This is a genomic window from Nitrosophilus labii (assembly GCF_014466985.1).
Taxonomy (GTDB): Bacteria; Campylobacterota; Campylobacteria; order Campylobacterales; family Nitratiruptoraceae; genus Nitrosophilus_A; species Nitrosophilus_A labii.
Genome location: NZ_AP022826.1, coordinates 316,343 through 343,007 on the forward strand (window position 1 = coordinate 316,343; position 26,665 = coordinate 343,007).

Sequence of the window (26,665 nt, forward strand, 5' to 3'; positions counted from 1 at the left end):
GATAAGTAAAAAAAATTTTTAATTGCCTATAAACGGGGTGTTAAGTGCTAATGTGATAAAGTCTATTGTAAAATCCAGGTTTATTTAGGGTCAAGACCCGTTTAGAGGTTCTTTTCTAAAGTTTTTTATAAGAATTTTAATAAATCATTATGACGATTATTAAATCTAAACTCACACTCTTTTAAGTGTAAATTGAATTTGTCTTTAGAGAGTCTTCTAAATTTATATAATCTCATTTTAGCATAACTCCAAAATGATTCTATGTCATTAATGTGATTCTTTCCATTTGCAAATTCATTGTCACCATGATTTACTCTAAAATGCTTGTCATAACCAATATCAAAAGTTAGTTATAACCTCTCAATTTGTCAGAATAAATTACACTCTCTATCGAAATTTTCCCTCTAATTATTGCCTGTAATGTGTCTTTTTGAACATCTGAAACTATCTCTGTATAAACTTTACCATTTCTTTTTAAAATACCAAATACGATAGTTTTTCCTTTTGCTCCTCTGCCTCTTTTACCTTTTACTCTTTTTGCTCCAAAATAACTCTCATTAACTTCAATTTCTCCCTGAAATGGAGAATCAATTTGACAAAGTCTCACTATTCTCTCTCTGAATTTATTAAAATATCTATTGATTGTATTTCGATTAATTTTTGTTATTTCAGATGTCTGTTTTGCTGTTAAATCTAAGCAAAAACATTTCAGAATCTCTTTAAATTTTCTCTCTGAAATATGCGCATTTTTTTTATATATCTATTTTTGCCCTTCATATCGATATAGTTTAGCATATTTTTATTGCTAAACTAGTCTTGACCCTTTAAAATTTATACAATTCTAAAATGAAATGTTATAGACTTATACACACTATTCACTTAATTTTAAATCTCCGGTAAAATACCTTCTTGAAAATCATAATGAGTGCCATATGTATTGGACTTATACATAAACTTGACAATAATAGTGGGTTAGTATAAAATAACGACACATATTTACTTAAAAACGCTCTTTTTATCTTTCATAAAATCTGCTGCAAACAAAATCACAAGAGGAAATCAATGAACGAAAATACAAATCAAAGCGAAACGACGACAAATTCAAACCAAAACGGACAATCTGCTCCAAAATCAAAAACAAGAACACATATACCGGTAGAGGGCTACACTATAGAAGAACTTAGAACAAAAACGCTTGACGAACTTATAGCGATTGCTACTCAACTTGGTATCGAAAACCCGCAAGAGTATAAAAGACAAGATTTGATGTTTGAGATACTAAAGTCTCAAGTGAGCAAAGGCGGGTATATACTTTTTACGGGTATATTGGAAATAACTCCTGAGGGTTACGGATTTTTAAGAGGTATAAACGAAAACTTTTCAAATACTGCAAACGACGCTTATGTAAGCGCCACCCAGATCAGAAGATTTGCACTTAGAAACGGAGATGTTGTAACTGGACAAGTTAGACCTCCAAAAGATCAAGAGAGATACTACGCACTTTTAAAGATAGAAGCTATAAATTATCTTCCACCTGAAGAGAGTAAAAAAAGACCTCTTTTTGACAACTTAACCCCACTCTATCCAACTCAAAAAATAAAACTAGAATACGACCCAATGAAACTAACAGGAAGGGTTTTAGATCTCTTCACTCCTATAGGAAAAGGTCAAAGAGCTCTTATAGTTGCACCTCCTAGAAGCGGTAAGACTGAGCTTATGAAAGAGTTGGCTCACGGGATAGCAAAAAATCACCCAGAAATTGAACTTATCGTGTTGCTAGTTGATGAGAGGCCTGAAGAAGTTACTGATATGGAAAGAAGCGTAAAAGGAGAGGTTTACAGCTCAACTTTCGATATGCCAGCACGCAACCACGTTAGAGTAGCCGAACTGGTTATAGAAAAAGCAAAAAGAAGAGTTGAGATGGGCAAAGATGTGGTAATCTTGCTTGACTCTATAACTAGACTAGCAAGAGCCTATAACACGGTGACTCCATCAAGCGGTAAAGTTTTAAGCGGCGGTGTTGACGCAAATGCTCTTCATAAACCAAAAAGATTTTTTGGTGCGGCCAGGAACATAGAAGAAGGCGGTAGCCTCACTATCATCTCTACTGCTCTTATCGATACTGGCTCAAGAATGGACGAAGTCATCTTTGAAGAGTTCAAAGGAACGGGTAACTGCGAAATAGTTCTTGATAGGAAGATAGCCGATAGGAGAATATATCCGGCCATAGACATACTGAAATCTGGTACAAGAAAAGAGGAACTTCTCCTTGATCCTAACACTTTACCTAAAGTTTGGGCTCTAAGAAACGCTATGCAGCAAATGGACGAAGTTGAAGCATTGAAGTTTTTATACTCTAAGATGCTAAAAACGAAAAACAATGAAGAGTTTTTAAGTATTATGAATGAAGGAGCATGAGTAGACATTAGTATTTAGTCGACAGTCGTTAGAAAAAGGGAATCGTTTTGAAATGTGAAAATCTTGATGTATGGAAACGTTCTTCCAATTTATGTGTAGATATTTACAAATATTTTAAAAGTTTAAAAGATTACTCATTCAAAGATCAAATAACTAGATCTTCTCTTTTGATTCCAAGCAATATTGCAGAAGGATTTGAAAGAATATCAGATAAAGAGACAATAAGATTTATAGATATTTCAAAAGGCTCTATTGCAGAATTGAAAACTCAAATATTTATAGGTATAAAAATTGGTTATATTTCAAAAAATGTCGGTTTGTCTTGGATAGATGAACTAAATGAGATTTCAAAAATGTTATCTTCTTTGATAAAAAAAACCAAATTCTAAAGACTAATGACTAAAGACTAAAATATGAAAGTGGCAGTATTTGATAGCGGCATAGGTGGACTCACCGTTGTAAAGAGTCTTCTTGAACACAAACTTTTCGAAGAGATTATCTACTTTGGAGATACCGCAAGGGTCCCATACGGGATAAAAGACAAAAACACAATTATTCGCTACTCTTTGGAAGCTTTGGAGTTTTTTAAAAACTTTGAGGTAGATATCTTGATAACAGCCTGCAACTCGGTAAGCGCCTATGCTATCCCAGAACTTAAGCAAAACGCTCCTTTCCCGGTTGTAGGGGTTATAGAACCCGGAGTTTTGGCTCTAGAGAGAAAGATAAATGATAAAGAGGCGAATATCCTCATAATTGGAACTAACGCTACTATTAAAAGTCAAAAATACCAAAAACTTCTAAATCAAAAAGGTTTTTTCAACCTTGTTTCAAAACCTACCGGACTTTTTGTTCCTATCGTGGAAGAAGGTATATTTGAGGGAGAGGTTTTGGAAGCGGCTATGAGGCACTACTTTAAAGATATCAATAAACCTGACGCCATTATACTTGGCTGCACACACTTTCCTTTGATAGCCAAAAATATAAAAAATTACTTCCAAAACGATACAACTCTCATTCACTCCGGAGAAGCGATAGTAGAGCATTTAGAAAAAGATTTCTCTCTTAAAAAGAGATTTTCAAAAACATCGTTGAAACTTTTCGCCTCCGAAAATCCCGAAAAATTAAAAGTTATCGCAAAAGTCTGGTTAAAACCTTCTATTGTATAATATAAAAAAACATACTTGGAAAAAAGATGAATAAAAATAGAGTTTTAAAAATAATAAAAGATAATAAAAAAGAGCTATCAAAATTTGGTGTAATAAAAATTGGTATTTTTGGAAGTTTTGCAAAAGGAACTTTTACAACAAATAGCGATATTGACATTTTAGTGGAAATTGAAAAATCAAAAAAAACTTTACACAACTTTTTAGAAATAAAACGTTTCTTAGAAAAAAAACTTCAAAAAAAAATAGATCTTACAACTCCTGAAGCTTTAAAAAAATATATAAAAAAAGAGATATTAGAAACGGTTTTGTATGTCTAGGGATCAAGTATTGTATCTTCTTGATATAAAAGAAAGCTGTGAAGCTATTTTTGAATATCTAAAAGATATAGAATCTGCTCAAGATTTAGTTAAAGATAGAAAAACATATCAGGCAACTATAAGAGAATTTGAAATAATAGGAGAGGCGGTTTCTCATATATCGAAAGATATTAAGGAAAAATTTTCCGATATTGAATGGAGAGATATTAAAGATTTTAGAAATCTTTTAATTCATGAATATTTTGGCGTTGATTATGAGATAGTATATAAAACTGCTAAAAATGATTTAGAAATTTTATATATAACTGTTAATAAAATCTTAAAGGATTATGGTGTCTAAAACTCTTGCGCTTAAATATCGTCCTAAACGTTTTGAAGATTTGATAGGTCAAGACTCAATTGCTCAAACATTGTCTTTAGCTCTAGATTCAAAACACCTTTCTCATGCTTATCTTTTTAGCGGTCTTAGAGGAAGTGGAAAAACAAGCACCGCTAGGATCTTCTCAAAAGCTATGATCTGCGATGAAGGACCTACAAGCAAACCATGTGAGTCTTGTGAAAACTGTATCGCAGCAAATGAAAACCGCCATATAGATATCATAGAAATGGACGCTGCTAGCAGCAGAAAGATAGACGACATCAGAGATCTTATAGAACAGACCAAATACAAACCCGCAAGCGCAAGATTTAAGATATTTATCATAGACGAGGTTCATATGCTAACACGCGAGGCTTTCAACGCCCTTTTAAAAACTTTGGAGGAACCTCCCGAATATGTTAAGTTTATACTTGCAACTACCGATCCTTTAAAGCTGCCGGCAACTATTTTGAGTAGAACACAGCATTTTAGATTTAAAAAAATAAGCGAAAAAGAGATTGTGTCTCATTTAGCGCATATTTTAAATCTTGAAAATGTAGAGTATGAAGAGGAGGCTTTGCAGATATTAGCTAGAAGCGGTTCCGGGTCACTTAGAGACACTCTAACTCTTCTTGATCAAGCCATAATCTACTCCAAAAACTTCGTCAATACCCAAACTGTTACAGAAATGTTGGGTTTAGTGGACCCTAAAGTTTTAGAAAAGATTTTCGAAGCTATCTTAAGCGGCGATAAGAAAAAAGTAAAAGAGATTGTGGAAAATCTAAGAGATTATGAAGCTGAAATGGTGATAGATGAGATGATCATCTATCTAAAAGAGAGACTTTTTGAGGGTGATATAAGATTTTCCACGTTGATTCTGGATAGGTTTTTTAGAATTTTGAGCGAAGCCAAAAATCTTCTTTTTATAAATGCAGACGAAGATTTTGTTTTGACTCTATCTTTTTTAAAAATGATGGAGGCTCTAAAAATCAAAGAGATAGACGAACTGATAGAATCTTTAAACAATGAAACAGATATAGAGCCTACTCAACGACCAACTCAACCTAAACCGATAGAGACAAAACCAAAAGAGCCTCTACAGCAAAAACCGAAAGATTATAAAGTGGAGTTTAAAAAACTTATCAAAAAACTTTATGACAGAAATTATGAACTAGGAAAATGTTTTGAAAAGAGCATTAAATTTGTCTCTTTTGAAAACAAAGTTTTAACATGGCAAAGCGATCCCGATGAGGAGTGCAAAAAAACTTTAAAAATCTCTTACGGAATCATAAGACACTTTGTTCAAGAGATCTTCGGTATAGATACAAAGATAAAAAAGATAGTTCCACCGAAAAACGAAATCAAAGAGATGGAGCTACACGCAAACGAAGATAGCTCTTCTATGATAGAAGATATAGAGTCACAAAGCAGCTGTATAAGCGCTCAAGCGGGATTATCCGCTAAAGAGTTTGAAACTAAAGATATTTTAAACGAGCCTATGGTGCAAAAAGCAAAAGAGCTATTTGACGCAAAAAGGATTATCGTAAAGCCTAAAGTTTGAGTAAACTCAAGTGAAATAGACGAAAAAATATTGTCAGAGAAGATGTAAGCATTGTTTGCAATGACTGCAATCCAACCTTCACAATAAAATTATCAAAAATCACATCTGAAGTTGTTGAATTTTACAATTATAGATAAAATTGTACATTTGACTAAACGATAATGTCAAGAAAAATTCGCAATTTTCCTGATACTGTCAAGTTTTGTTCGCAATTTTACTTCCCAGCAAGTTGTATTTCATTGGATATCAAGCAGCTTTAAGCTGCGCTTCATAGATTTCCATCACCTCTTGAAGCTTTTGTGGATGAATATAGCTTCTCTCAATCTCCCAGTCTTCAGTGTACTCCATCAAGTATGTGGTAATGAGTCTAATATAGGACTCTCTTGATGGAAAAACAGATACTACTTTAGAGCGTCTTCTAATCTCCTTGTTGATTCTTTCTAACACATTTGTCGAACTTATCCTCCTTTTATCAATTTGCGGGAAGTGATAAAACTGCAAAGAGTCTTCCAATCCATTTTGAAGCACTTGGGTAGCTTCAGGGAATTTTTTGCCATATTCATCGATAATAGCTTGGGCTATAAGATAAGCTTCCTTTTTGCTGTTTTGCAGCCAGATTTGTTTGAGTTTTGCTGCAAATTTCTCTTTTGCTTTAGGTGGAACATGAGCCAGGATATTACGCATAAAATGGACTTTACACCGTTGCCATGATGCGCCAATAAAACTCTCTTTGAAAGCCTTTTGAATCCCTAAATGTACATCACTGATAAGCAATGCTATTTTTTTGTAATCCTCTTTCTTTGAGTCTCTCAAAGAAATTTCTCCAAGTTTCATAAGACTCATTGATAAATGGCTCTATGGCTAATACTTCTCTTTTGCCTTCTAGTGTTACACCATAAGCTATCATAATAGCGGTAGATACCACTCTTCCTTCATAGTCTCTCACTTTCTCATACAAAGCATCAACCCTTGCGTTGGGATACTCTTTTTGCAGCGGTCTGTTTCGAAACTCTTCTACTTGTTCATCTAGCCCTTTATTGATTTGAGATACTTGCGAAGCACTAATATTTTCTATCCCCAACTCTTTGGCCAAACGCTCTATCTTTCTTGTGGATACTCCATTCACATCAAATCCTGTAAAATATCAAGACACCCTGACCCCTCTCTTCTAAACCTCTCTAAACCTATTTTTATGGGACTTCTGCTCCCTCTCTTTAAAAAGTGAGAATATCAGGAAAAAATTAGAAAAATGATAATTAGATTGATTGAATATAATAAAAACAAAATTCATTAATAACTATACTAACTTTTTACTGATCACTGCTTACTGTTTGCTGATTACTAACTTATTTCTATTTATCCAAAAGATACCTAAGCAAGGCTAAGAGGATAGGTTGGGCAAATCAGACCGCTATTTGAGGAGTTGCGGGATTTTTCAATATGTCTTGCAAATTTGTTATAAACTTAAAACTATTTTTCGGGCAAAATGCCCGAAAAATCTTAAGTAAATTTAGAATTTAGAGATATATTCTGATACAGCTTCGATGTCAGCATCGCTGTAAGAAGCAACTTGACCTTTCATAAGGCCGCCCATTCCGTAAACGTTTCTTGTACCCGCTTTATATCCTTTAAGAGACTCAACTAGCTTATCTTTACTCCAACCTTTAATTGGCTTAGATTTTCCAAGTGCGTGTTTTTCACCATGAGCGCCGTGGCATCCCGCACATTTTTTATATAGAGCCGCTCCGTCAGCCGCCATTAGGCTCATAGTTCCAGCGGCGATAAGTCCTATTATTGCCAATTTTTTCATTTATGCTCCTTTATAGATTTTGCACAATAGGTGCAAATTTGATTAAGTCGTACATATTATAAATTATGAAATCTTTAATAAAGATAAAGAGTTGTAGAATTGCATTAAAATATTGTTTGTGATAAGAAAAGAAACAAAATAGTTTTAAATATCGACAATGAAGGAAGGTTCAGTATGAATAAAGCTATTTTTTTAGATAGAGACGGAGTTATAAATATAGATAAATCTTATGTTTACAAAATTGATGACTTTGAATTTGTTGAAGGATTGATTAAAGCGCTAAAACATTTTCAAGGTTTAGGGTATTTGCTTATAGTCGTAACTAATCAGTCCGGAATAGGTAGAGGATATTATACTATTGATGATTTTAAAAAACTTACCGAGTGGATGTTGAGAGAGTTGAAAAAAGAGGAGATAGACATAAAAAAAGTATTTTTTTGTCCTCATTCTCCAGATGAAGGGTGTGAATGTAGAAAACCTAATCCTGGAATGATAAAAGAGGCAGTCAAAGAATTTAATGTAGATCTAATAAACTCTTGGATGATAGGAGATAAAGAGAGAGATATAGAAGCGGCTTTGAGTGCCGGTATAAAAAATACGATATTGATAGGAGATATGGAAACGAAAGCGAAATTTAAAGTTAAATCGATTTTAGATACAATTTCTATAATTAAAAAGTAGAACGTAGCCGGTAAGTTACAAGGAGAAAAGATGAGATATTGCGATATAGACTTTAATAATAAAACCGTTTTGATAACAGGAGGAGCCGGTTTTATAGGGAGCAATCTGGCTTTCTATTTTCAAGAAAATTTTCCCGAGTGCAAAGTGGTTGTTTTTGACAAATTTAGAACCGAAGAGAAGTTTTCAAACGGTAATTTGACTAGTTTTGGCCATTTTAAAAACCTTATAGGTTTTAAAGGTGAAATAATAAGCGGAGATATCACAAATAAAGAGGATCTTGAGAGATTAAACGATTTTAAGTTTGACTATATTTTTCATCAAGCCGCTATTAGCGATACTACGGTTCAAGATCAAAAGATAATGGTAGATACAAACGTAAATGCTTTTAAAGACCTTTTAGATATGGCGGTTATGATGAAAGCGGGGATGATTTACGCTTCTAGCGGGGCGGTTTACGGAAAACTACCGGCTCCTCATAGCGTCGGCAAAGAGGCTCCCGCAAATATATATGGATTTAGCAAACTTATGATGGATAATTTAGCTTATGAATATATAAAAAAAAGTGACATTCCTATCGTAGGACTTAGATATTTTAATGTTTACGGTCCTAGAGAATACTACAAAAACAAAACCGCATCTATGATACTTCAGTTTGGTTTACAGATACTTAGAGGACAAAACCCTAGACTTTTTGTAGGAAGCGACAAGATAAAAAGGGACTTTGTGTATGTGGAAGATATTATACAAGCCAACATCAAAGCCTGTGATCCGAAAAAAAGCGGAGTTTATAACGCCGCTACTGGGATTGCTAGAAGTTTTCAAGATATAGTCGATATTTTACAAAAAGAGTTAAACACTGAACTTCCTTGTGAATATATTCCAAACCCTTACGAAAAACAGTATCAGTTTTTTACTCAAGCCGATATCGAACCAACCAAAAAGTTTTTAGATTATGAACCTAGATTTTCTTTAGAAGAGGGTATAAAAGCAGATATACCTTATATTAAAAAGATTTATGATGAGGAAGTAAGGTAGAAGGGAATAAAATGAGAAATAATCAATATAGAGATTTAATTGTTTGGCAAAAAGCAATGAAACTAGTTGAATTAGTTTATGAGAAATTGCTATATTTTCCGAAAGAAGAAATATATGGTTTGGCATCTCAGATAAAAAGATCAGTGATATCTATTCCAACTAACATTACAGAAGGTAAAGGAAGAAAAACAGATAAAGAGTTTATACAGTTTTTACATATTGCTTTAGGCTCTTTATATGAACTTCAAACTCAAATTGAACTTGCCAAAAGATTAAATATGATAGAAAATATTGATGAAATAGAAAATAGAAGTTTAGAAATAGAAAAAATGTTAAATGCATTGATAAATTCTAAAAAGGAATATAAATGATATCTTCATCCTTCAACCTTCATCCTTCAACCTATATTCCTAAAATCCTGGTAGTGGGTGATCTTATGATAGATCACTACCTTTGGGGAGAGTGTGAGAGGATATCCCCTGAAGCGCCAGTTCAGGTAGTCGATGTCAAAGAGGAGAGCTTTGTTCTTGGTGGAGCGGGAAATGTTTTAAACAATCTAAAAGCTTTTGGAGCTGAGGTAAGCGTAGTTAGTGTTGTGGGAGATGACGAAAACGGAGAGTGGCTAGAGAGAAGATTAGAAAAAAGAGGCATAAAAAAACTAGTTCTCATAAAAGAGAAGGGAAGAAAAACCAGCAAAAAAAGTAGAGTTATCGCTTCTCATCAACAGATAGTAAGGTTTGATAAAGAGAGTAAAGATGATATCTCTAAAAGAAGCGAAGAAGAGATTTTGAATGTTTTAAAGAAAAATTTCTCGGATTTTGATCTAATTTTGCTTTCCGATTACGGTAAAGGGGTTTTAACTCTTTCGTTGACTCAGGAGATAGTTTCTTTAGCAAACGGAAAGATTCCGATCTTTGTTGATCCAAAAGGAAAAGATTATAGCAAATACAAAGGAGCCGATCTAATAACGCCTAACAAAAAAGAGGCGTCAATCGCTACTGGTATCGAGATAAAAGATGAAAAGAGTTTAAAAGAGGCCGGATTTTATTTGAAAAATGAGTATGATTTAAAAAATGTGATAATAACTTTGTCAGAAGAGGGAATGGCAATATTTGAAGATAAGATGGTTAAAATCCCTACCGTAGCTAAAGAGGTTTATGACGTTACGGGAGCTGGCGATACGGTATTGGCGGCTTTGGGTTTTGCGGTTGCAAGCGGAAAGAGTTTAAAAGAAGCCGCGCGGTTTGCCAATCTTGCGGCCGGAGTAGTTGTAGGAAAAGTTGGTTGCGCTACTGCTACTTTAGAAGAGATAGAAGAGTATGAAAGCTCTTTGCATAAAAGTAGTTCCGAGGAGCAAATAAAAAGCTTTGAAGAGATCAAAAAAGTCGTTGAATATCTAAAAAGTAAAAATAAAAAGATTGTCTTTACCAACGGCTGTTTTGATATTTTACATATAGGGCATGTGAAATATCTTGAAAAAGCTAAAAAATTGGGCGATGTTTTGATAGTAGGCGTTAACGCCGATGAAAGCGTTAGAAGATTAAAAGGTGATGATAGACCCGTAAATCCTGAGTATGACAGAGCTTATTTGCTAGCAGCTTTGGAAGTGGTGGATTTTGTTGTGATTTTTAAAGAGGATACTCCTTATGAGCTTATAAAGATAATTCAGCCTGATATTTTGGTAAAAGGAGCCGATTATAAAGGTAAAGAGATAGTCGGTAGCGATATAGCAAAAGAGGTAAAACTTATAGAATTTGTTGAAGGTAAGAGTACGAGTAAGATTATTGAGAAAGTGAGAAATAAGTCGAATTAGTATACTAGTATATTTGTATATTGGTATATTATTTCTCAATATTCTAATACATTAAATATACTAAACTTTTACGAATAAAGGAAAAAAATGTTGGAAATAATAGAAAAAGATTTTGAGTCTCATTTAAAAACTTTTGAAAAGGTTGTTGAAGAGTTAAAGTTTCATATATATACCGCTTCGATAATCTGTGTTGAGGCACTAAAAAATCAAAAAAAGATTTTACTTTTTGGAAACGGAGGAAGTGCGGCTGACGCTCAACATCTTGCGGCTGAGCTTGTGGGGAGATTTAAAAAAGAGAGACGCTCTTTGCCGGCTATTGCCCTAACAACAGATACTTCCGCTTTAACGGCTATAGGAAACGATTACGGCTTTGAGGAAGTTTTTGCAAGGCAGTTAGATGGCTTAGCGAACGAAGGGGATGTAGCTATAGGTATAAGTACTAGCGGAAATAGCGAAAATGTTTTGAGAGCTTTGGAAATTGCAAAAACAAAAGGGTGCAAAACTATAGGGTTAAGCGGTAGAGATGGTGGGAAAATGGCTGCTTTATGTGATGCAAATATTGTTGTTCCATCAAATGAAACACCTCGTATCCAAGAGATGCATATTATGATAGGTCATATTATATGCAATGTTATTGATGAGAATTTTTAATGAGATTGACAGAATTTGAGATAGAAGCTATTAGAAAATGTGCTAAAGATATTATCAAAGAGGGTAGAGTTTATCTTTTTGGTAGTAGAGTTGATGATACAAAAAAGGGTGGAGATATCGATTTGTATATTGAACTTCCAAAAAAACCTGATTTCATGATGAAAATAGATTTTTTGGTATGTTTAAAAAAAATAATAGGTGAACAAAAAATAGATATAGTTTTACATTATCCTGAGAAAAAAAGAAAGTTAATAGATGATATTGCTAAAAAAGAGGGAATATTGCTATGGAGCAATTAAAAGAGAAAATTTTTATGCTTGAACAACTTTTTAAAAAAACTGATTTTGACTTTGACGAGTTAACAAAAATGGATTTAAATGAAAAAATATATGAAAATATTGAAAAAGAAAGGATTGTAAATAGTTTTTTATTTAGGTATGCAAAAATACAAGACAGTATGGGAGCAAAGCTTTTTAAAGAGATTTTATATGCTTTGAAAGAGATAGATAACTATTCTATTCCTATGAAAGATGTGTTAAATAAAATGGAAAAATTGGGGATTATAAAAGATGCTACAACTTGGGATAGATTAAGAGAAATTAGAAATGATATATCGCACGAATATCCGTTAGATTATGAAGAGAGATTGGAAAATCTTAAAAAAGCTATGTGGGGTTATGCAAATCTAAAATCAATATTTAATGATATAAAAATTTATTTAAAAAGAGAAAGTCTTTTAGATTAACTCGTTTGCAGCTTTTATAACCATATTTGGAGTTAAATCTTTCATACATTTATGATGTTTTAGCGGACAGACTCTTTTCATACAGGGTGAGCAGTCCAAGTTTAGAGTGACTATTTTACTTTTTGGGTTTTCCCATTGGGAAGTGGAAGTATAGTCGGTAGGGCCAAAAATAGCAACAGTTGGTATCTTAAAAGCTGCCGCTATGTGCATAGGTCCGCTATCGTTTGTTATAAAAAGATCCAGTTTTGAGATTGCTGCCATCAACTCTTCTATAGTAGTTTTTCCGGCTAAATTTATATAGTTTTTAATACCCAATATTTTGAGTTCTTTTTCTATATCTTTTGCTATCTCTTTTTCGTTTGGGCCTCCAAAAATTACTATATTAAATCTATCCGAGAAGGTAGCCGCTACTTTTGCAAACTTTTGAGGATACCATCTTTTTGCACTTCCGTATGTTGCGCCTGGATTTATACCTAATAGAGGAGAAGGCGGTAAGGTGATAAGGTGGTAAGGATTAAGATAGAGTTTTAAGTCGCTGGGCGGTAGATCTGTTTTAAAAACGGAGTTTATGAAGTAGTTGTACTTTTCTACTTGATGCAAAGAGGTTGAAGGTTGAAGGTTGAAGGTTGAAGGAGAATAAAAAAATCTTTTTTTTGAATCTGTTAAAAAGAGTAGAAGTTTAGAAAAAAAGTGGCTTCTAAAAGATACTGCGATATCATGAGAACCGATTTTTTTAGCTAGTTTGTATGTTGAAAAGAGGCGATTTTTACTCTTTTTGGTTTCGTCGATGAAAACTTTATTTATTTTTGGATGGTGTTTTAACGCTTCGGTAGATACGTAACTTCCTACTATAGTTATCTCTTTAGGATTTAGAGTTTGTATGAGATTTTCGATAGCCGGTGTTGCCATAACAGTGTCACCAAGCCATGTGGGAAGTTCGATAAGTAAGTTTGAAGTTTGAAGTTTGAAGTTTGAAGGGTTAGACAAGTTCATAGATAACCTCTAACGTTTTTTGGACATTTTTTTCTATGGTAAAGTTTTTTGAAATTTCTCTCATCTTTTTTTGCGTTTTATTGAGTTTTTCTTCATCTTTTAAGAACAAATCTATCTTTTTAGCAACCGAAAAATCTTTTGGTTTTTTTAAAATAAACTCTTTAGGTAATATCTCGGAAGCGCCATTTTGGGCCGTAGTAAACGTTACATTTTCAAAACTCATAGCCTCCAAAACAACGTTGGAAAAGGGCTCGTAGTGAGTTGGAAATAAAAATATATCGGAAGCCGCGTAAAAATAGTCGATATCCTTTCTTGGACCCGTAAAGGTAACTTTTGCATCAATTCCCAAATCTTTTGCCATTTTTTTATATTTTGATATATTTTTCTCTTTACCAAGAACAAAAGCGTGAAAATCACTTTCAAGCAATGCCAAAGTCTGTAAAAACTCCACAACTCCTTTTCTTTTAAAACCGCTTCCGGCATATAGGATAATTTTGATATCTTTATCTATTCCAAACTCTTTAGAAAGAAGGACTCTAGACTCAATCTTATCAAACTCTTTTATCTCTATACCGTTGTAGATGACAACTATTTTTTCAGGAGGAACATTGTAATTTTTGAGGATTTGATCTTTTATCATATTAGAGTTTGCTATGATCTTTTTTGCGTTTAGAAAAGCTTTTTTCTCAAGATAGAGATATGTTAGATGAAGTGGATTTAAAGATATACCTTTAGTTTTTAAAAACTCTTTGTGGACCCCGTCTCCTGCTCTGTATATATCGGGGCAGGCGATACGATCTAGAGAAAAGTAAAACTTTTTATTTTTTTTGCTGCAAATTTGTCTATTAAAAAGTAAAGCTTTTATCCAAGAAGGAAGCCAATTTGGAAAATTTGCATGTATGATCTCAAAATCGATATCTTTTTCTTTTAAAACTTTTGTAAGTCTCTCAAGATATCTTTCCGCTCCTCCGTAGGGAGTATATTTTTGACGGATGAAACTAATCATAAAAGGATATTGTCTTTATTTTTATTTTCTATATAATTCAATGTACTAGCCCAAATAAGAGACAACAGCATAGCATTTTCATGATGAAAAGTAGTGTTAGCTAAAGAGATTATCATATTTGCAACCCATATTAATATAGATACTTGTACAATGTCCAAATTTTTATGCTTAATAAATTTATAAAATATTGTAAAACAAAATATTAGATATGAAATGAGAGCTAACACTCCTCTTTCAACAAGAAAATTTGTAAAGGTGTTATGTGCATGAGAATTTCGTTCAAATGGAGAGTATGGAAAATAGTCGTGAATATTAATATTGATAAAATTACCTGGTCCTATGCCAAATAGTAAATCTCCATCTAGCCACTTTAAAATAGCAGTTTTAAAAAGAACATCTCTGTAGCTTGGCCAAAGTCCTTGTTGAATTTTCATAAATAGTCTTGAATCTTGTAGTAAAAAATAAAAAATCGCTAGTAAAATCAAAGACAAAAAAATAAAAAACAATATGTTTTTTAAATTCATTTTTTTATCAATTATTAGATATAAAAAATAGATTATAGGAAAAGTGAAAATTGCTGCTCTACTTCCAGTGTTTAATATGCCAAAAATCGCAATAAAGGTAGAGAAAAAAAACAAAACTTTAAGTCTAATATCATTTATTTTTAAAAAAAAGACTAAAGAGAGTGAAAACATAAAGATTATATAAATTGCAGAATGGTTAACATGTCCTACGGAATGAATATTCATATATTGATTTAATACAAATTTATCATAAAATCCCCAAAAAGAAGCGATTATAAAAGATAATAATAAAGGAAAAATAATATAGTATTTTATATTATTTTTTGTTAATGGTGTATTTCTTAAAATTATAAATATTAATAATATTCTAAAAATATCTAAATTTTTCCGTAAATTATATATTACAGTGTTTTGATATTCTGATTGAAAAGAGCTTATTAAAGAAAATATAAAAAACATTAAAAATGACCAAAAAATTACATCTTTTTTTATTTTTATTTTATATTTAATTATTATTGATAATCCAAGCAAAATAGTTAAATATGAAAAAATCTGTTTTCCAGCTTCAGTTAGAGGTAGCGATAAACATAGTAAAAAAAGAGAAATTAAAAAACTTCTAAATAAAATATCTGTTTCCGCAGATGTATTTTGTAAGAGGTTATCTTTATCAAATCTCATAATTTTTTCCGTGTTTGTTGTTTAATGCTTTATCTATTTGTTCAATAACTTCTTCTATGCTAATACTCATCATAGCAGTACTTATTTTTTTGCCGTTTTTAAAAACGATTTTATCGTTTGGATGTTGTATAATAACATGTTTACCGTTGAATTGGGTTTGTTTGATTTTTTTATAGCTAGATTTTTCCGTTTGATTGTCCCATGGACCCCAAATAGTAGGTTCAGTGGGACCTAAAAGAGCAATAACCGGAATATCCAGGGCTGCAGCCATATGCATCGGCGCCGTATCTACGCCTAAATATAGAGTTGCTTTTGAAATAAGAGCGGAAAGCTCATATAAAGAGATTTTGCCTCCAAGATTTAAAGGGGTGCTTTTACAATACGAGAGTATTGTATTTACCTTATCTAACTCTTTTTTTTCTGGAGAAGAGGTTATGATGACTTTGAAGTTTGTTTCGTTTTCTATATAGTCTATAACTTTGGCGAATTTTTCGTCGTCCCAACATTTAAACAGCCATCTTGAGACCGGATGAACTATTATAAACTTTTCGATATTGTGAGATTTTAAAATATTTTCTATCTTTTTGTTGCTAATATCATCTATATAAATTTCTACTTTTTTTTCTAAGATATTTTTTCCCAAGTGTTTTACAAATTGTAAGTCTTTTTCGACTGTGTGAATAAACGGATCAAAAGATATTTCTTTAGTATACGGTTTTAAAAGGTTTAAAAATTTGTTCCTGGTTCTTATACCTAATCTTTTTGGTGCTTTAGATAATATAGATATTATAGCTCCTCTATCGCCTTCTGTTAAATTTATAACAATATCATATCTATTTTTGATTATCTGCTTTGTAAAATCAATTTCATATTTTATTTTTTTTAAAAAACTTTGACTTTTATTTTTTCTATCGTATGAGAAAATTTTATTGATATTAGGATTATTTTTAAGAATAGGCAAGCTTTCTTGGTTTAATACGAAATCTATCTTTGAATTTGGAAAATTTTTCTTTAAATTTTTTATAAGGGCAGTAGATAAAAGAACGTCTCCTATATGTCTAAATTTTATTAGAAGAATTTTCATTATAGAACCTAATATATAAAATCTTTTTTTCTTTTAAAAACTGAATTCTAGTAAAGTTGCAAATAATTAAAACTGAAAAAACTTTTTATATATACATTTTTACAATAGTTTAAACTTATTTAATTTAGTTTTTTTAAAAAATTATCGAAATTTTTGCTTCTGTTTTTGTAAGAAAATTTTTTTGCCAATTTATTCATTTTTGTTATTTTTTTCTTTTGATTTTTATCTGTTACTATTTTTTCTATAGTCCTTGCAAACTGTATCGGATCGTTATCCGCAAGATATATTTCATCGTTTTTAACAATAAGATTTATTGATGGATAGTTAACCGCCAATACAGGAATTCCTGTTGCCATATATTCAAATAGTTTCATAGGGGAAGTTAAATATTTTGATTGAATATTATTTCCTAATGGTAAAAGTAATACGTTAGAATTATTAAGGACTTTTTTTTACAATTTCATTTTGCTTTATAAATCCAAGATAGTTTACTCTTTTTTTGTCAATATTGTATTTTTTAATTAATTCTTCTATTATTTCAATACTTTTTCTATCCCCTTTTCCTCCTGCTATTTTTAGGGTAAATTTTTCATCAAGTAGTGAAAAAGATGAAAAAATTAGATCAATATTTTTCCATTTATTAAACTGTCCAAGATATGTTAAGACAAAATTATCTTGTTTTTGTGTATATTTAAACTTGTCTATTTCAACACCGTTAGGTAAGATGATATAATTAACGGGAGAGTTTTTCTTAAACTCTTTTTTAAAAAAAATCACTTGTGAAAAGTTTGTAAAAATAAGTCCATCTAGCTTTGAAATTGATTTAAAAAACTTGTTTTTCGTTTTTCTTGATCATAAAAGCCGTATAGATATATTTTATAACCTAAATTAGATAAACTCTTATAATCTCTTATTATTTGAATAGTTTGTACGGAAGTAAAAGTTAAATAAAGTGGATGAAAATAAAAAACAGTTTTTTTCATTAAAACTTTTCTTATTATGCTTAGATGATGTTTATTGAATTTTTTTGGTATATTATTATATCGTAGTTTATTAATTCTGGTTTTGATACAAAAAAATATCAACTAAATGGAAGTATTATGTTCAATAATAAAAACATACTTATAACAGGCGGAACCGGAAGTTTCGGGAAAAAATATACCGAAATTTTACTAAAAAGATACAAACCCAATAAGATAATTATCTATTCAAGAGACGAACTAAAGCAGTTCGAGATGGCTCAGGAGTTCAACGAGCCTTGTATGAGATATTTTATAGGGGATGTAAGAGATAAAGAGAGACTAATGATTGCTATGCAGGATGTGGACTATGTTATCCACGCTGCGGCGCTTAAACATGTTCCAGTGGCCGAGTACAATCCTATGGAGTGCATAAAGACAAATATTCACGGAGCCGAAAACGTCATACAGGCTGCTATAGCTAATAATGTAAAAAAGGTTATGGCTTTATCTACCGATAAAGCGGCAAATCCTATCAATCTATATGGGGCTACTAAACTTGCGAGTGATAAGATGTTTGTAGCTGCAAACAATATAGTTGGAAAAAGAGAGACTAGATTTAGCGTTGTAAGATACGGAAATGTAGTAGGCTCACGTGGGAGTGTAGTACCTTTTTTTAAAAAACTGATAATACAAGGAGCTAAAGAGCTGCCTATAACCGACGAGAGGATGACTAGATTTTGGATAACTCTAGAGCAGGGAGTAGAGTTTGTTTTGAAGAACTTTGAGAGGATGAAAGGTGGAGAGATATTTGTTCCAAAAATCCCTTCTATGAAGGTTGTTGATCTTGCGAAAGCTATGGCACCGGAACTTCCTTTAAAGATAATAGGCATACGACCCGGAGAAAAACTTCACGAAGTAATGTGTCCAAAAGATGACAGTCATCTGACTTTGGAGTTTGAGGATCATTACGTTATAAAACCAACAATTCAATTTGCACATAAAGTAGATTTTGAGGAAAACACTATTGGAGAAAAGGGAAAACCTGTTGAGATTGGTTTTGAATACAGTTCGGATAAAAACGATTGGTGGCTAACCGAAAAAGAACTTCTTGACATGATAGAAAAGATATGATGGACTTTATACCTTACGGAAAGCAGTATATAGATAAAAAAGATAGACGTGCAGTAAAAGAGGTTTTAAAATCACCATTTATCACTCAGGGTCCCAAAGTAAAAGAGTTTGAAGATAAAATTTCCGAATATATCGGCGCAAAATATGCTGTGGCGGTATCAAATGGTACAGCAGCTCTTCATCTGGCTTCTTTGGCTATCTTGAATCCAGGGGATAAAGTATTGACGACTCCTAACTCGTTTGTAGCCACTTCAAATGCTATTCTTTATGTTGGAGCGAAGCCGGTTTTTGTAGATATAAAAGATGATGGCAATATAGACTTGGATAAGTGTATAGAGATTTTGGAAAAAGATAAAAATATAAAAGCCTTATACGCGGTTCATTTTAGCGGAAACCCCGTAGAACAAGAGAAATTAAGTTATATAAAAGATAGATTTAAAATAGCTGTTTTGGAAGATTGTGCCCATTCGATAGGGGCAGAGTACAAAGGGATTAAAGCAGGTAGCTGCAAATATAGCGACTGTTCGATTCTCTCTTTTCATCCTGTAAAGCATTTGACAACAGGAGAGGGTGGTGCGGTAACTACAAATGATAAAAATATTTACGAAAAACTGCTTATACTTAGAAACCATGGCATAACTAAAGATGAAAAGCAATTTTTAAACAAAGAGATGGCTTATGATGAAAAGGACAATCTAAATCCTTGGTATTACGAACAGCAGTTTTTGGGATACAACTACCGTATAACTGATATGCAGTGCGCTTTAGGGATAAGTCAGTTTGAAAAACTTGATACTTTTATAAAAAGAAGAAGAGATATCGCTTTAAAGTATGATGATGCATTCGAAAAAGAGGATATTGTAAAGCCGCTGTATAGATACAATGACAACTCATCCTATCACCTCTATGTGGTAAGGGTAGATTTTGAAAAGCTCTTTATAACCAAATCGGAACTCTTTTACAAGATGAGAGAGAAAAATATTGGACTACAACTTCATTATATACCGATAAATAAGCAGCCATATTACAGGATGTTGGGTTATGGCGAAGAGTGTACTCCGAAAATGGATAGATACTATAAAGAGGCTTTCTCTTTGCCTATGTATCCACCTTTGGAAAGAGAAGAGCAAGAATATGTGATAAATACGCTAAAAAAGATCGTTAATGAGAATAAAAAGTGATCTTTTTGTCATAATTCAGGCCCGTATGACCTCTACCAGGCTTCCTGGAAAGGTTATGCTCCCTCTTTGCGGCAAAACCGTATTGGAGGTAATGATAGAGAGATTAAATAGATTTGCAAAAAACATTATCATAGCCACTACTGACGACGGAAGCGAAAAACCTATAATTGAACTTTGTGAAAAAAAAAGATTGCGATTTTTTAGAGGAGATACAAACAACGTACTAGATAGATACTACAAAGCCACTACTGCTTTTGGCGCAAAAAATAGTGATACGATAGTTAGGCTTACGTCTGATTGTCCTTTAATAGATCAAGAGATTTTGAAAAAGATGTTGGAAGAGTTTGGAAAAAAGAAGTGCGATTATCTTTCAAATACGATTGAAAGAAGTTTTCCAAGAGGACTCGATATAGAAATTTTCAGTTTTGAAGCGTTAAAAAGAGTCTATGAAAATGCAAAAATGGAGTTTGAAAAAGAGCATGTGACTACTCACATTCACACTACCCATAAAGACGAGTTTATGATTTGTCAATATAAAGATAAGGAGGATAATTCAAAATATCGTCTGACTTTGGATGAAGAGGCTGATTATGAAGCAATAAAAGAGATATATAAACTTTTAAAGTGTAAGACGGATTTTAGTTATGAGGATTTGATAGAGATATTGGAAAAAAATCCCTACATATACGAAATAAACAGCCATGTAGAACAAAAAAAGGTATGAAAAAAATTTTAGTCAGAGCGGACAGCTCAAAAGAGATAGGAACAGGGCATATAACAAGAACTCTTGTTTTGGCAAAAGAGCTAAAAAAAAATGGTTTTGATGTAATATATCTAGTGAAAAATCTGCCTGGAAATATAAATTTCAAGATAAAAAAGGCTGGATTTAAGAAAATTGAACTTAAAAGCAAAGATAAATATAGCGAGATTAAAGAGGTAAAGAGCATTATAAAAGAACAAAACGCATCTTTTATAGTGTTCGATCATTATGGAATTGATGAAGATTATGAAAGAGAGATAAAAAATAGTGGTGTAATGATCTTTTCCTTCGACGATCTATATAAGAAACACTATTGTGATATATTGTTAAATCAAAATATTTACGCAAAAAAAGAGGATTATAAAGGACTGGTACCAAAGGAGTGTAGCCTACTTTGCGGGATCGAATTTGCACTTATAAGAGATGAGTTCAAAAGAATCAAAGATATAAAAAAATCAGAATCCAATAAGAAAAATTTGAGAATTTTAGTTACTCTTGGCGGAGCCGATCCTGAAAATGTGACTTTTGAAGTTATAAAAGCTTTAGATGAGGTTGAAGATGTTTTTTTTGAAGCGGATATTGTAGTTGGTGCCGCAAACAAACATCTAAAACAGCTTCAAGATTTTGCGAAAAATAGCGAAAAAGGATTTAATATTATTGTAGATGCCAAAAATATGGCTGAGCTTATGAATAGATCAGATATAGGAATTATATCTTGTGGAACTACAAGTATAGAAGTTCTATATATGAAACTTCCTTTTATAGCTCTACGATTAGCAGATAATCAAAAGAAAATTTTTGAGTATCTTACTAAAAATGGTTATGCTATTGGTGCAAAAAACTGTAAAAATGAAATAAAAAATGCCTTTGTGACTCTTGCAAATGATGAAGAAACGAGAAAATTTTTGATAGAAAAGATGAAAAATCTATCTATAGGAAGAGTTGATAAAGTTACAAAGACAATAATCTGCAAAATATATGAAGACTTTTATATAAGGAAAGCGGAAAAACAGGATATAAAAATAATTTTTGATATCTCTAACGATGAAGAGGTTAGAAGAAACTCTTTCAACAGTGAAAAAATAGTTTTTGATAACCATCAAAAGTGGTTTTTGAATAAGTTAAAAGATAGAAATACTCTGTTTTTAGTTGCACAAAAAGATGATGAGGTCTTTGCCCAAGTAAGATTTGAAAAAGATAATGAAGGCTATATTATAAGCATATCTTTATCCTCTAAAGTTAGGGGATGCGGGTTGGGAGTAAAAATATTGGAAAAGAGTTTAGAATATTTCAAGGAAAAAATAGGCAATGAAGAGATTTACGCTTATATAAAAAGAGAGAATATCTCTTCTATAAAAATATTTGAAAAAATCGGTTTTAGAAAGGAAAAAGAGACTTTGTATAAAAATATTCCTACCTACATTTTTAAAAGGTCAAAAGATGATTAAAATAGGTTCCAAAACCATCTCAAACGATAGTCCAGTATATATAATCGCAGAAGTTTCGGCAAATCATAACCAAGATTTTGAAATAGCCAAAGAGATGATAAAGGCTGCAAAAGAGGCAGGGGCAGATGCGGTAAAGCTTCAGACTTACACTCCAGATACTATAACTTTAAAATGCGACAATGAGTATTTTCAGATAAAACAAGGTACCATCTGGGATGGAAAAACTTTATATGAATTGTATGAGGAAGCGTACACTCCTTGGGAGTGGCAACCAAAACTTAAAAGTTACGCAGACTATATAGGAATCGATCTTTTCTCTTCTCCTTTTGATAAAAGTGCGGTAGATTTTCTTGAAAAGATGGATGTGTCCGCCTATAAAATTGCCTCTTTTGAGATAACGGATATTCCTTTGATAGAATATGCGGCTTCAAAAGGAAAACCTATGATTATATCTACGGGTATTGCGACTCTTTGCGATATTGAAGAGGCGGTGAATGCTTGTAGAAGAGTCGGCAATGAACAGATCGTACTTCTTAAATGTACATCTGCTTATCCGGCACCCTTGGAAGATGCAAATTTAAGAACCATTCCCAATCTATCCGAGACTTTTGGCGTAATAGCGGGATTTTCCGATCACACTTTAGGTATTACCGCTCCCGTTGCAGCTGTAACTTTGGGGGCCAAAGTTATAGAAAAACACTTTATTTTGGATAAAAGTTTAGGTGGTCCTGATGCTGCATTTAGTTTGGACATAAATGAATTCAAAGAGATGGTAAAGGCTGTTAGAGATACTGAAAAACTTCTTGGAAGAGTTGACTACACTATGGACGAAAAGAAAAGAAAAAACAGGGAGTTCTCGAGAAGCCTTTTCATAGCTAAAGATATTAAAAAAGGTGAAATTTTGACTGAGAAGAACATTCGTTCTGTCAGACCCGGTTTTGGGCTTCATCCAAAATATTTAAAGGATATTTTAGGCAAAAAAGCGGCGGTCGATCTAAAACAGGGAACGCCTCTTAAGTGGGAGCATATTAGCTAAGCAGATTTTGATAAATATATAAGATTTTGTCTGCCATTACTTTTTTAGAAAAATTTTTAACAACAAAATCCCTAGCTTTGAGGGAGTGGTTTTCTCTAAGCTCGGGATTTTGTATCAATTTATCCACACTTTCAACCAAATTTTTCATATTTTTGGGCTCAACTAGTATAAAATTTTCATCGCGCCACAAATCTTTTACGCTGCCCACATCTGTAGCCACAACGGGCAATCTCATCATAAGAGCCTGCATAACCGATTGGGGAACGCCCTCGTTTGAATCGGAAGTGAGAGTGAAGATATCCAGAGCCGAGAGGAATTTTGCCGGCTCATTTATATGACCCAACATTTTGACTTTTTTTTCAAGTCCGAAATCTTTTACCAATTTTTTAATGCTTTCTCTTCTTGGACCGTCACCTGCTATCAAAAAAATGGTATTTGGATGTTTTTTTGATATCTCTTTTGCCATTTCTAAAAATAGATCATGCCTTTTAAAACCTCTTAAAACCGCTAAGATTCCTATGGCGATTTTGTCTTTTTCTATACCGAAAAGCTCTCTGTTTTTTTCTTTGTCGTATTTTGAAGGATCAAAAATCTCTTCATCTATACCTGTTGGAATGGATTCTATTTTTTGTGGCTTTATTCGATTGTAACGGATCATATTTTCTTTTACGCTTTCCCCTGTAGTGATGATAAAATCGGCCATCTCGTTGATGAAGTTTAATCTTGAAGGATTAATTTTATTTGATAAATGTCTGGTTCTGATAAATTTTACTCCGGCTATTTTAGCCGCAAATCCTCCCACCCAAGTATCTTTACCGCTGTGGGTGTTTACTATATCGATATTTTCATCTTTTATGATTTTAACTAAACTAAATAGTGTCTTTAAGTCTGCATTTCCTTTGAAAGGAAGTGTGTGGACTTTAAACCCTTTTTTTAAAGCTTCCTTTTTTATTTTGGCATGATCTCGACAAGCAAGTTGAAGCTCCACTCCTTTTTCACGCAGAGTCTCCATTTCTGAAATGATTCTTATTTCTTGTCCGCCCCATCCGTCAGACCATTCTGTATGTAATACTTTTATCTTTTTCATCTTTTTAAAATTACCTTTAGAGTTCTTTTTTGCTTTTTACATATTTCCAAAAAGTATATTGGCTGTATAGTCTTGCTATCAAAAATCCTTCCCAACCATCGAGAAAACCCAGCTTTAAAAAATATATTTTAAAAAAAGTCCAAAAAGGGTTTATTAAAGCTTTGAGCTTGTTTGGTTTGGCACCAAGAGAAGAGTATCGGTTTTGTTTAGATATAAACTCTTCAACGCTTTCATAAGCAAGATGGATCATATGGTTTTTTAGCGAGCCAGTTTTACCTTGCGTAACTACTTTTTCGTGAACCTCGTCTTGAGTGAAATGGGCTTTTTCTTTATCGAATAGCCTGATAGTTTTATCTGGATAAAGCCCGCAATATCTTATAGGTTTTCCAAAAAAGTAGTTTAGTCTTGGAACTTCATAAGCCTCAAATTTTGGATTTTTCAAAATTTCATTTATCTCAATTTGGAGATTTTCGGTTATTCTCTCATCACTGTCAAGCACGAAAACCCATCTGTTTTTGGCTAAATCTACCGCTTTTTGTTTTTGCTTTCCAAAACCCAGCCACTTTTGATACTCCACTCTTGCACCAAGACTTTTTGCCACATCTAATGTTTTATCACTAGAGCCGCTATCGAGGATCAAAACTTCGTCCGCAAATGAAGCGCTCTTTATAGCATTTTTTATATATTTTTCACTATTAAAAGTTATGATAACTACAGTTAGCTTTTCCAATCAAACTCCATAAAACTCTCTATACCATTTGACAAACTGTTCTACTCCATATTCGATAGGTGTGCCTGGCTTATAGCCTAGATCTTTTTCCAAAGAGGAAGTATCCGCCCAAGTTGCAGGAACGTCTCCTGGCTGCAAAGGAAGATAATTTTTCTTAGCCTCTTTGCCTAGAGATTTCTCTATAGCTTTTATAAAATCCATCAGTTCAACAGGAGAGCCGTTTCCTATGTTATATACTTTATAAGGAGCTTTACTAGTGGCAGGATCGGGCGTTTTACCGCTCCAGTTTGGGTTGGGTTTGGCCGGATTGTCTATGACTCTGACAACACCTTCGATGATATCGTCGATATATGTAAAATCTCTTTTCATTTTTCCATAATTAAAAACGTCAATAGTTCTATCTTCCAAAATCGCTTTAGTAAACAAAAACAGAGCCATATCCGGTCTTCCCCAAGGACCGTAAACGGTGAAAAATCTAAGTCCGGTTGTAGGAATATTGAAAAGATATGAGTATGTGTGAGCCATTAGTTCGTTACTTTTTTTGCTTGCTGCGTAAAGGCTTATTGGATGATCTACGTTGTGATGAACGTTAAATGGCATAGTCTCATTTAGTCCGTAAACACTGGAACTGCTTGCATATGATAGATGTTCAACTTCGTTATGACGGCAAGCTTCTAAAATATTGATAAATCCCACTATATTGCTTTGAGCATAAGCGTGCGGATTTGTCAATGAGTACCTAACACCTGCTTGAGCGGCGAGATTACATACTCTTTGAGGATTTTCGTTTTTGAAAATTTTCTCAATAGCCTCTTTGTCTTCGAGATTTGCTCTGTAAAATGTGTGGTTGGAATATCTTTTGCTTACATACTTTTTTCCAAATTCAAAATCTTTCTCTTCAAATCCAAGTTCTTTTAATCTTCCGTATTTAACCCTGATATCGTAATAGTCGTTAATATTGTCTACTCCTACTACTTCGTCTCCTCTTTCAAGAAGTTTAATTGCTAGATGAAAACCTATAAATCCTGCCGTTCCTGTTACAAGGATTTTCATTTGAAAATCCTTTTAGTTAATGGTTGATGGTTTATGGTTGATAGTTGTTTGTTGATTATTATAATAGAGTTTTTCATTTTGTTTTTCCTTTCAAAGAACTTATAAGACTGTTTAACATTTTTCTTAATTTTGTTATTTCGAGAATATAATTTTCAATATTATTAATATATCCAATTTTTTTTGCAATTATAATTTGAGTTTCTAATTCAGAAGCAGAACCTAAAGCTATATATAAAAATTGTATAAACTCTTTTTTAGTATTTCGAGATGCACCTTCTGCTATATTACTTGGAATTGAAATTGCTGATCTTCTAATTTGATCTGATAATACATATATTTCACTATTTGGGAAACTTTTAATAAGCTGATATATTTTTTCCACTAAGGATATGGAGTTTTGCCAAACCTTCAAATCTTTGTAATCATTCAACTATTAT

Annotated in this window: 29 protein-coding genes and 2 pseudogenes; 18 read left to right on the top strand and 13 right to left on the bottom strand. The window is 32.6% G+C overall.

Features of this window, described 5'->3' with window-relative positions:
• Positions 1-90 precede the first annotated feature (90 nt).
• Positions 91-777: pseudogene (locus tag NIL_RS01670) on the bottom strand (IS1595 family transposase).
• Between the two features lie 285 nt (positions 778-1,062).
• Between NIL_RS01670 and rho the strand changes: the two are divergent.
• From rho to NIL_RS01700, 6 genes are read left to right on the top strand one after another with little or no spacing between them, the layout of a single operon-like run.
• Entirely contained in the window at positions 1,063-2,418 is a 1,356-nt protein-coding gene (rho, locus tag NIL_RS01675; protein WP_187647915.1) for a transcription termination factor Rho, read from the top strand.
• Positions 2,419-2,465: 47 nt separating this feature from the next.
• Positions 2,466-2,807 carry a four helix bundle protein gene (locus NIL_RS01680; RefSeq protein ID WP_187647916.1) on the top strand — a complete coding sequence of 114 codons (342 nt, stop codon included), beginning with the start codon at positions 2,466-2,468 and terminating at the stop codon, positions 2,805-2,807.
• A gap of 24 nt (positions 2,808-2,831) precedes the next feature.
• Complete coding sequence (gene murI / locus NIL_RS01685; RefSeq protein ID WP_187647917.1) at positions 2,832-3,584, top strand: glutamate racemase; 753 nt, start codon at positions 2,832-2,834, stop codon at positions 3,582-3,584.
• 26 nt (positions 3,585-3,610) lie between these two features.
• Positions 3,611-3,901, top strand: a complete 291-nt coding sequence (locus tag NIL_RS01690) for a nucleotidyltransferase family protein (RefSeq protein ID WP_187647918.1) — start codon at positions 3,611-3,613, stop codon at positions 3,899-3,901.
• Positions 3,894-4,241: a HepT-like ribonuclease domain-containing protein gene (locus NIL_RS01695; protein ID WP_187647919.1), complete on the top strand. Its 348-nt coding sequence runs from the start codon at positions 3,894-3,896 to the stop codon at positions 4,239-4,241. Before NIL_RS01690 ends, NIL_RS01695 begins: the two co-directional genes overlap by 8 nt.
• Positions 4,231-5,820: a DNA polymerase III subunit gamma/tau gene (locus NIL_RS01700; RefSeq protein WP_187647920.1), complete on the top strand. Its 1,590-nt coding sequence runs from the start codon at positions 4,231-4,233 to the stop codon at positions 5,818-5,820. Before NIL_RS01695 ends, NIL_RS01700 begins: the two co-directional genes overlap by 11 nt.
• A 246-nt stretch (positions 5,821-6,066) precedes the next feature.
• On the opposite strand, the pseudogene NIL_RS01705 reads toward NIL_RS01700, so the two are convergent.
• Together NIL_RS01705 and NIL_RS01715 are read right to left on the bottom strand one after the other, a co-directional pair.
• Positions 6,067-6,946 (bottom strand): annotated as a pseudogene (locus NIL_RS01705) (IS256 family transposase); the annotation flags it as partial.
• Positions 6,947-7,330: 384 nt separating this feature from the next.
• Positions 7,331-7,630 carry a c-type cytochrome gene (locus tag NIL_RS01715; RefSeq protein ID WP_187647923.1) on the bottom strand — a complete coding sequence of 100 codons (300 nt, stop codon included), beginning with the start codon at positions 7,628-7,630 and terminating at the stop codon, positions 7,331-7,333.
• Positions 7,631-7,804: 174 nt separating this feature from the next.
• Here NIL_RS01715 and gmhB point away from each other — a divergent pair, with 174 nt between their 5' ends.
• The 7 genes from gmhB (at position 7,805) to NIL_RS01750 (ending at position 12,555) form a co-directional block, all read left to right on the top strand.
• A complete protein-coding gene (gene gmhB, locus NIL_RS01720; protein WP_187647924.1) occupies positions 7,805-8,311 on the top strand; it encodes a D-glycero-beta-D-manno-heptose 1,7-bisphosphate 7-phosphatase in 507 nt (168 codons plus the stop codon).
• A gap of 30 nt (positions 8,312-8,341) precedes the next feature.
• Complete coding sequence (gene rfaD, locus NIL_RS01725; RefSeq protein ID WP_187647925.1) at positions 8,342-9,346, top strand: ADP-glyceromanno-heptose 6-epimerase; 1,005 nt, start codon at positions 8,342-8,344, stop codon at positions 9,344-9,346.
• Positions 9,347-9,357: 11 nt separating this feature from the next.
• Positions 9,358-9,717, top strand: coding sequence for a four helix bundle protein (locus NIL_RS01730; RefSeq protein WP_187647926.1), 360 nt, complete (start codon positions 9,358-9,360; stop codon positions 9,715-9,717).
• Complete coding sequence (gene rfaE1, locus NIL_RS01735; RefSeq protein ID WP_187647927.1) at positions 9,714-11,159, top strand: D-glycero-beta-D-manno-heptose-7-phosphate kinase; 1,446 nt, start codon at positions 9,714-9,716, stop codon at positions 11,157-11,159. The genes NIL_RS01730 and rfaE1 overlap by 4 nt, the downstream gene beginning before the upstream one ends.
• Positions 11,160-11,246: 87 nt before the next feature.
• Positions 11,247-11,810, top strand: a complete 564-nt coding sequence (gmhA, locus tag NIL_RS01740; protein ID WP_187647928.1) for a D-sedoheptulose 7-phosphate isomerase — start codon at positions 11,247-11,249, stop codon at positions 11,808-11,810.
• Positions 11,810-12,109, top strand: coding sequence for a nucleotidyltransferase domain-containing protein (locus NIL_RS01745; protein ID WP_187647929.1), 300 nt, complete (start codon positions 11,810-11,812; stop codon positions 12,107-12,109). Before gmhA ends, NIL_RS01745 begins: the two co-directional genes overlap by 1 nt.
• Positions 12,097-12,555, top strand: coding sequence for a hypothetical protein (locus tag NIL_RS01750; RefSeq protein WP_187647930.1), 459 nt, complete (start codon positions 12,097-12,099; stop codon positions 12,553-12,555). Before NIL_RS01745 ends, NIL_RS01750 begins: the two co-directional genes overlap by 13 nt.
• Here NIL_RS01750 and waaF read toward each other — a convergent pair.
• The 6 genes from waaF to NIL_RS11040 all read right to left on the bottom strand — a co-directional run bounded on the left by waaF (position 12,547) and on the right by NIL_RS11040 (position 17,617).
• Positions 12,547-13,548, bottom strand: coding sequence for a lipopolysaccharide heptosyltransferase II (gene waaF, locus NIL_RS01755; RefSeq protein ID WP_187647931.1), 1,002 nt, complete (start codon positions 13,546-13,548; stop codon positions 12,547-12,549). The genes NIL_RS01750 and waaF overlap by 9 nt on opposite strands.
• Entirely contained in the window at positions 13,535-14,554 is a 1,020-nt protein-coding gene (locus NIL_RS01760) for a glycosyltransferase family 4 protein (RefSeq protein WP_187647932.1), read from the bottom strand. Before NIL_RS01760 ends, waaF begins: the two co-directional genes overlap by 14 nt.
• Complete coding sequence (locus tag NIL_RS01765; protein WP_187647933.1) at positions 14,551-15,756, bottom strand: O-antigen ligase family protein; 1,206 nt, start codon at positions 15,754-15,756, stop codon at positions 14,551-14,553. The genes NIL_RS01760 and NIL_RS01765 overlap by 4 nt, the downstream gene beginning before the upstream one ends.
• Complete coding sequence (rfaQ, locus tag NIL_RS01770; RefSeq protein ID WP_187647934.1) at positions 15,746-16,840, bottom strand: putative lipopolysaccharide heptosyltransferase III; 1,095 nt, start codon at positions 16,838-16,840, stop codon at positions 15,746-15,748. Before rfaQ ends, NIL_RS01765 begins: the two co-directional genes overlap by 11 nt.
• Before the next feature lie 119 nt (positions 16,841-16,959).
• A complete protein-coding gene (locus tag NIL_RS11035) occupies positions 16,960-17,241 on the bottom strand; it encodes a glycosyltransferase (protein ID WP_281389212.1) in 282 nt (93 codons plus the stop codon).
• A gap of 37 nt (positions 17,242-17,278) precedes the next feature.
• Positions 17,279-17,617 (bottom strand): glycosyltransferase, encoded by a 339-nt coding sequence (locus NIL_RS11040; RefSeq protein ID WP_187647936.1) that lies wholly within the window; start codon positions 17,615-17,617, stop codon positions 17,279-17,281.
• 323 nt (positions 17,618-17,940) lie between these two features.
• Between NIL_RS11040 and pseB the strand changes: the two genes are divergently transcribed.
• Genes pseB through pseI form a run of 5 tightly spaced genes read left to right on the top strand, consistent with a single transcriptional unit; the run spans position 17,941 to position 23,358 of the window.
• On the top strand, positions 17,941-18,933 hold the full coding sequence (gene pseB, locus NIL_RS01785; RefSeq protein ID WP_187647937.1) for a UDP-N-acetylglucosamine 4,6-dehydratase (inverting): 993 nt from the start codon (positions 17,941-17,943) through the stop codon (positions 18,931-18,933).
• On the top strand, positions 18,930-20,114 hold the full coding sequence (pseC, locus tag NIL_RS01790; protein WP_187647938.1) for a UDP-4-amino-4,6-dideoxy-N-acetyl-beta-L-altrosamine transaminase: 1,185 nt from the start codon (positions 18,930-18,932) through the stop codon (positions 20,112-20,114). Before pseB ends, pseC begins: the two co-directional genes overlap by 4 nt.
• The gene (locus NIL_RS01795) at positions 20,098-20,838 is read left to right on the top strand and encodes a cytidylyltransferase domain-containing protein (RefSeq protein WP_187647939.1); all 741 of its coding nucleotides are present in this window, start codon (positions 20,098-20,100) and stop codon (positions 20,836-20,838) included. The genes pseC and NIL_RS01795 overlap by 17 nt, the downstream gene beginning before the upstream one ends.
• The gene (gene pseG, locus NIL_RS01800; protein ID WP_187647940.1) at positions 20,835-22,322 is read left to right on the top strand and encodes a UDP-2,4-diacetamido-2,4,6-trideoxy-beta-L-altropyranose hydrolase; all 1,488 of its coding nucleotides are present in this window, start codon (positions 20,835-20,837) and stop codon (positions 22,320-22,322) included. The genes NIL_RS01795 and pseG overlap by 4 nt, the downstream gene beginning before the upstream one ends.
• The gene (pseI, locus tag NIL_RS01805) at positions 22,315-23,358 is read left to right on the top strand and encodes a pseudaminic acid synthase (protein ID WP_187647941.1); all 1,044 of its coding nucleotides are present in this window, start codon (positions 22,315-22,317) and stop codon (positions 23,356-23,358) included. Before pseG ends, pseI begins: the two co-directional genes overlap by 8 nt.
• On the opposite strand, the gene NIL_RS01810 is transcribed toward pseI, so the two are convergent.
• From NIL_RS01810 to NIL_RS01825, 4 genes are all read right to left on the bottom strand, one after another.
• On the bottom strand, positions 23,351-24,445 hold the full coding sequence (locus NIL_RS01810) for a glycosyltransferase family 4 protein (RefSeq protein WP_246434448.1): 1,095 nt from the start codon (positions 24,443-24,445) through the stop codon (positions 23,351-23,353). The two genes, pseI and NIL_RS01810, sit on opposite strands and share 8 nt — an antisense overlap.
• 16 nt (positions 24,446-24,461) lie before the next feature.
• Complete coding sequence (locus tag NIL_RS01815; RefSeq protein WP_187647942.1) at positions 24,462-25,175, bottom strand: glycosyltransferase family 2 protein; 714 nt, start codon at positions 25,173-25,175, stop codon at positions 24,462-24,464.
• A complete protein-coding gene (locus NIL_RS01820; protein ID WP_187647943.1) occupies positions 25,176-26,228 on the bottom strand; it encodes an NAD-dependent epimerase in 1,053 nt (350 codons plus the stop codon).
• Positions 26,229-26,301: 73 nt separating this feature from the next.
• Positions 26,302-26,658: a four helix bundle protein gene (locus tag NIL_RS01825; RefSeq protein WP_187647944.1), complete on the bottom strand. Its 357-nt coding sequence runs from the start codon at positions 26,656-26,658 to the stop codon at positions 26,302-26,304.
• Positions 26,659-26,665: the final 7 nt, after the last annotated feature.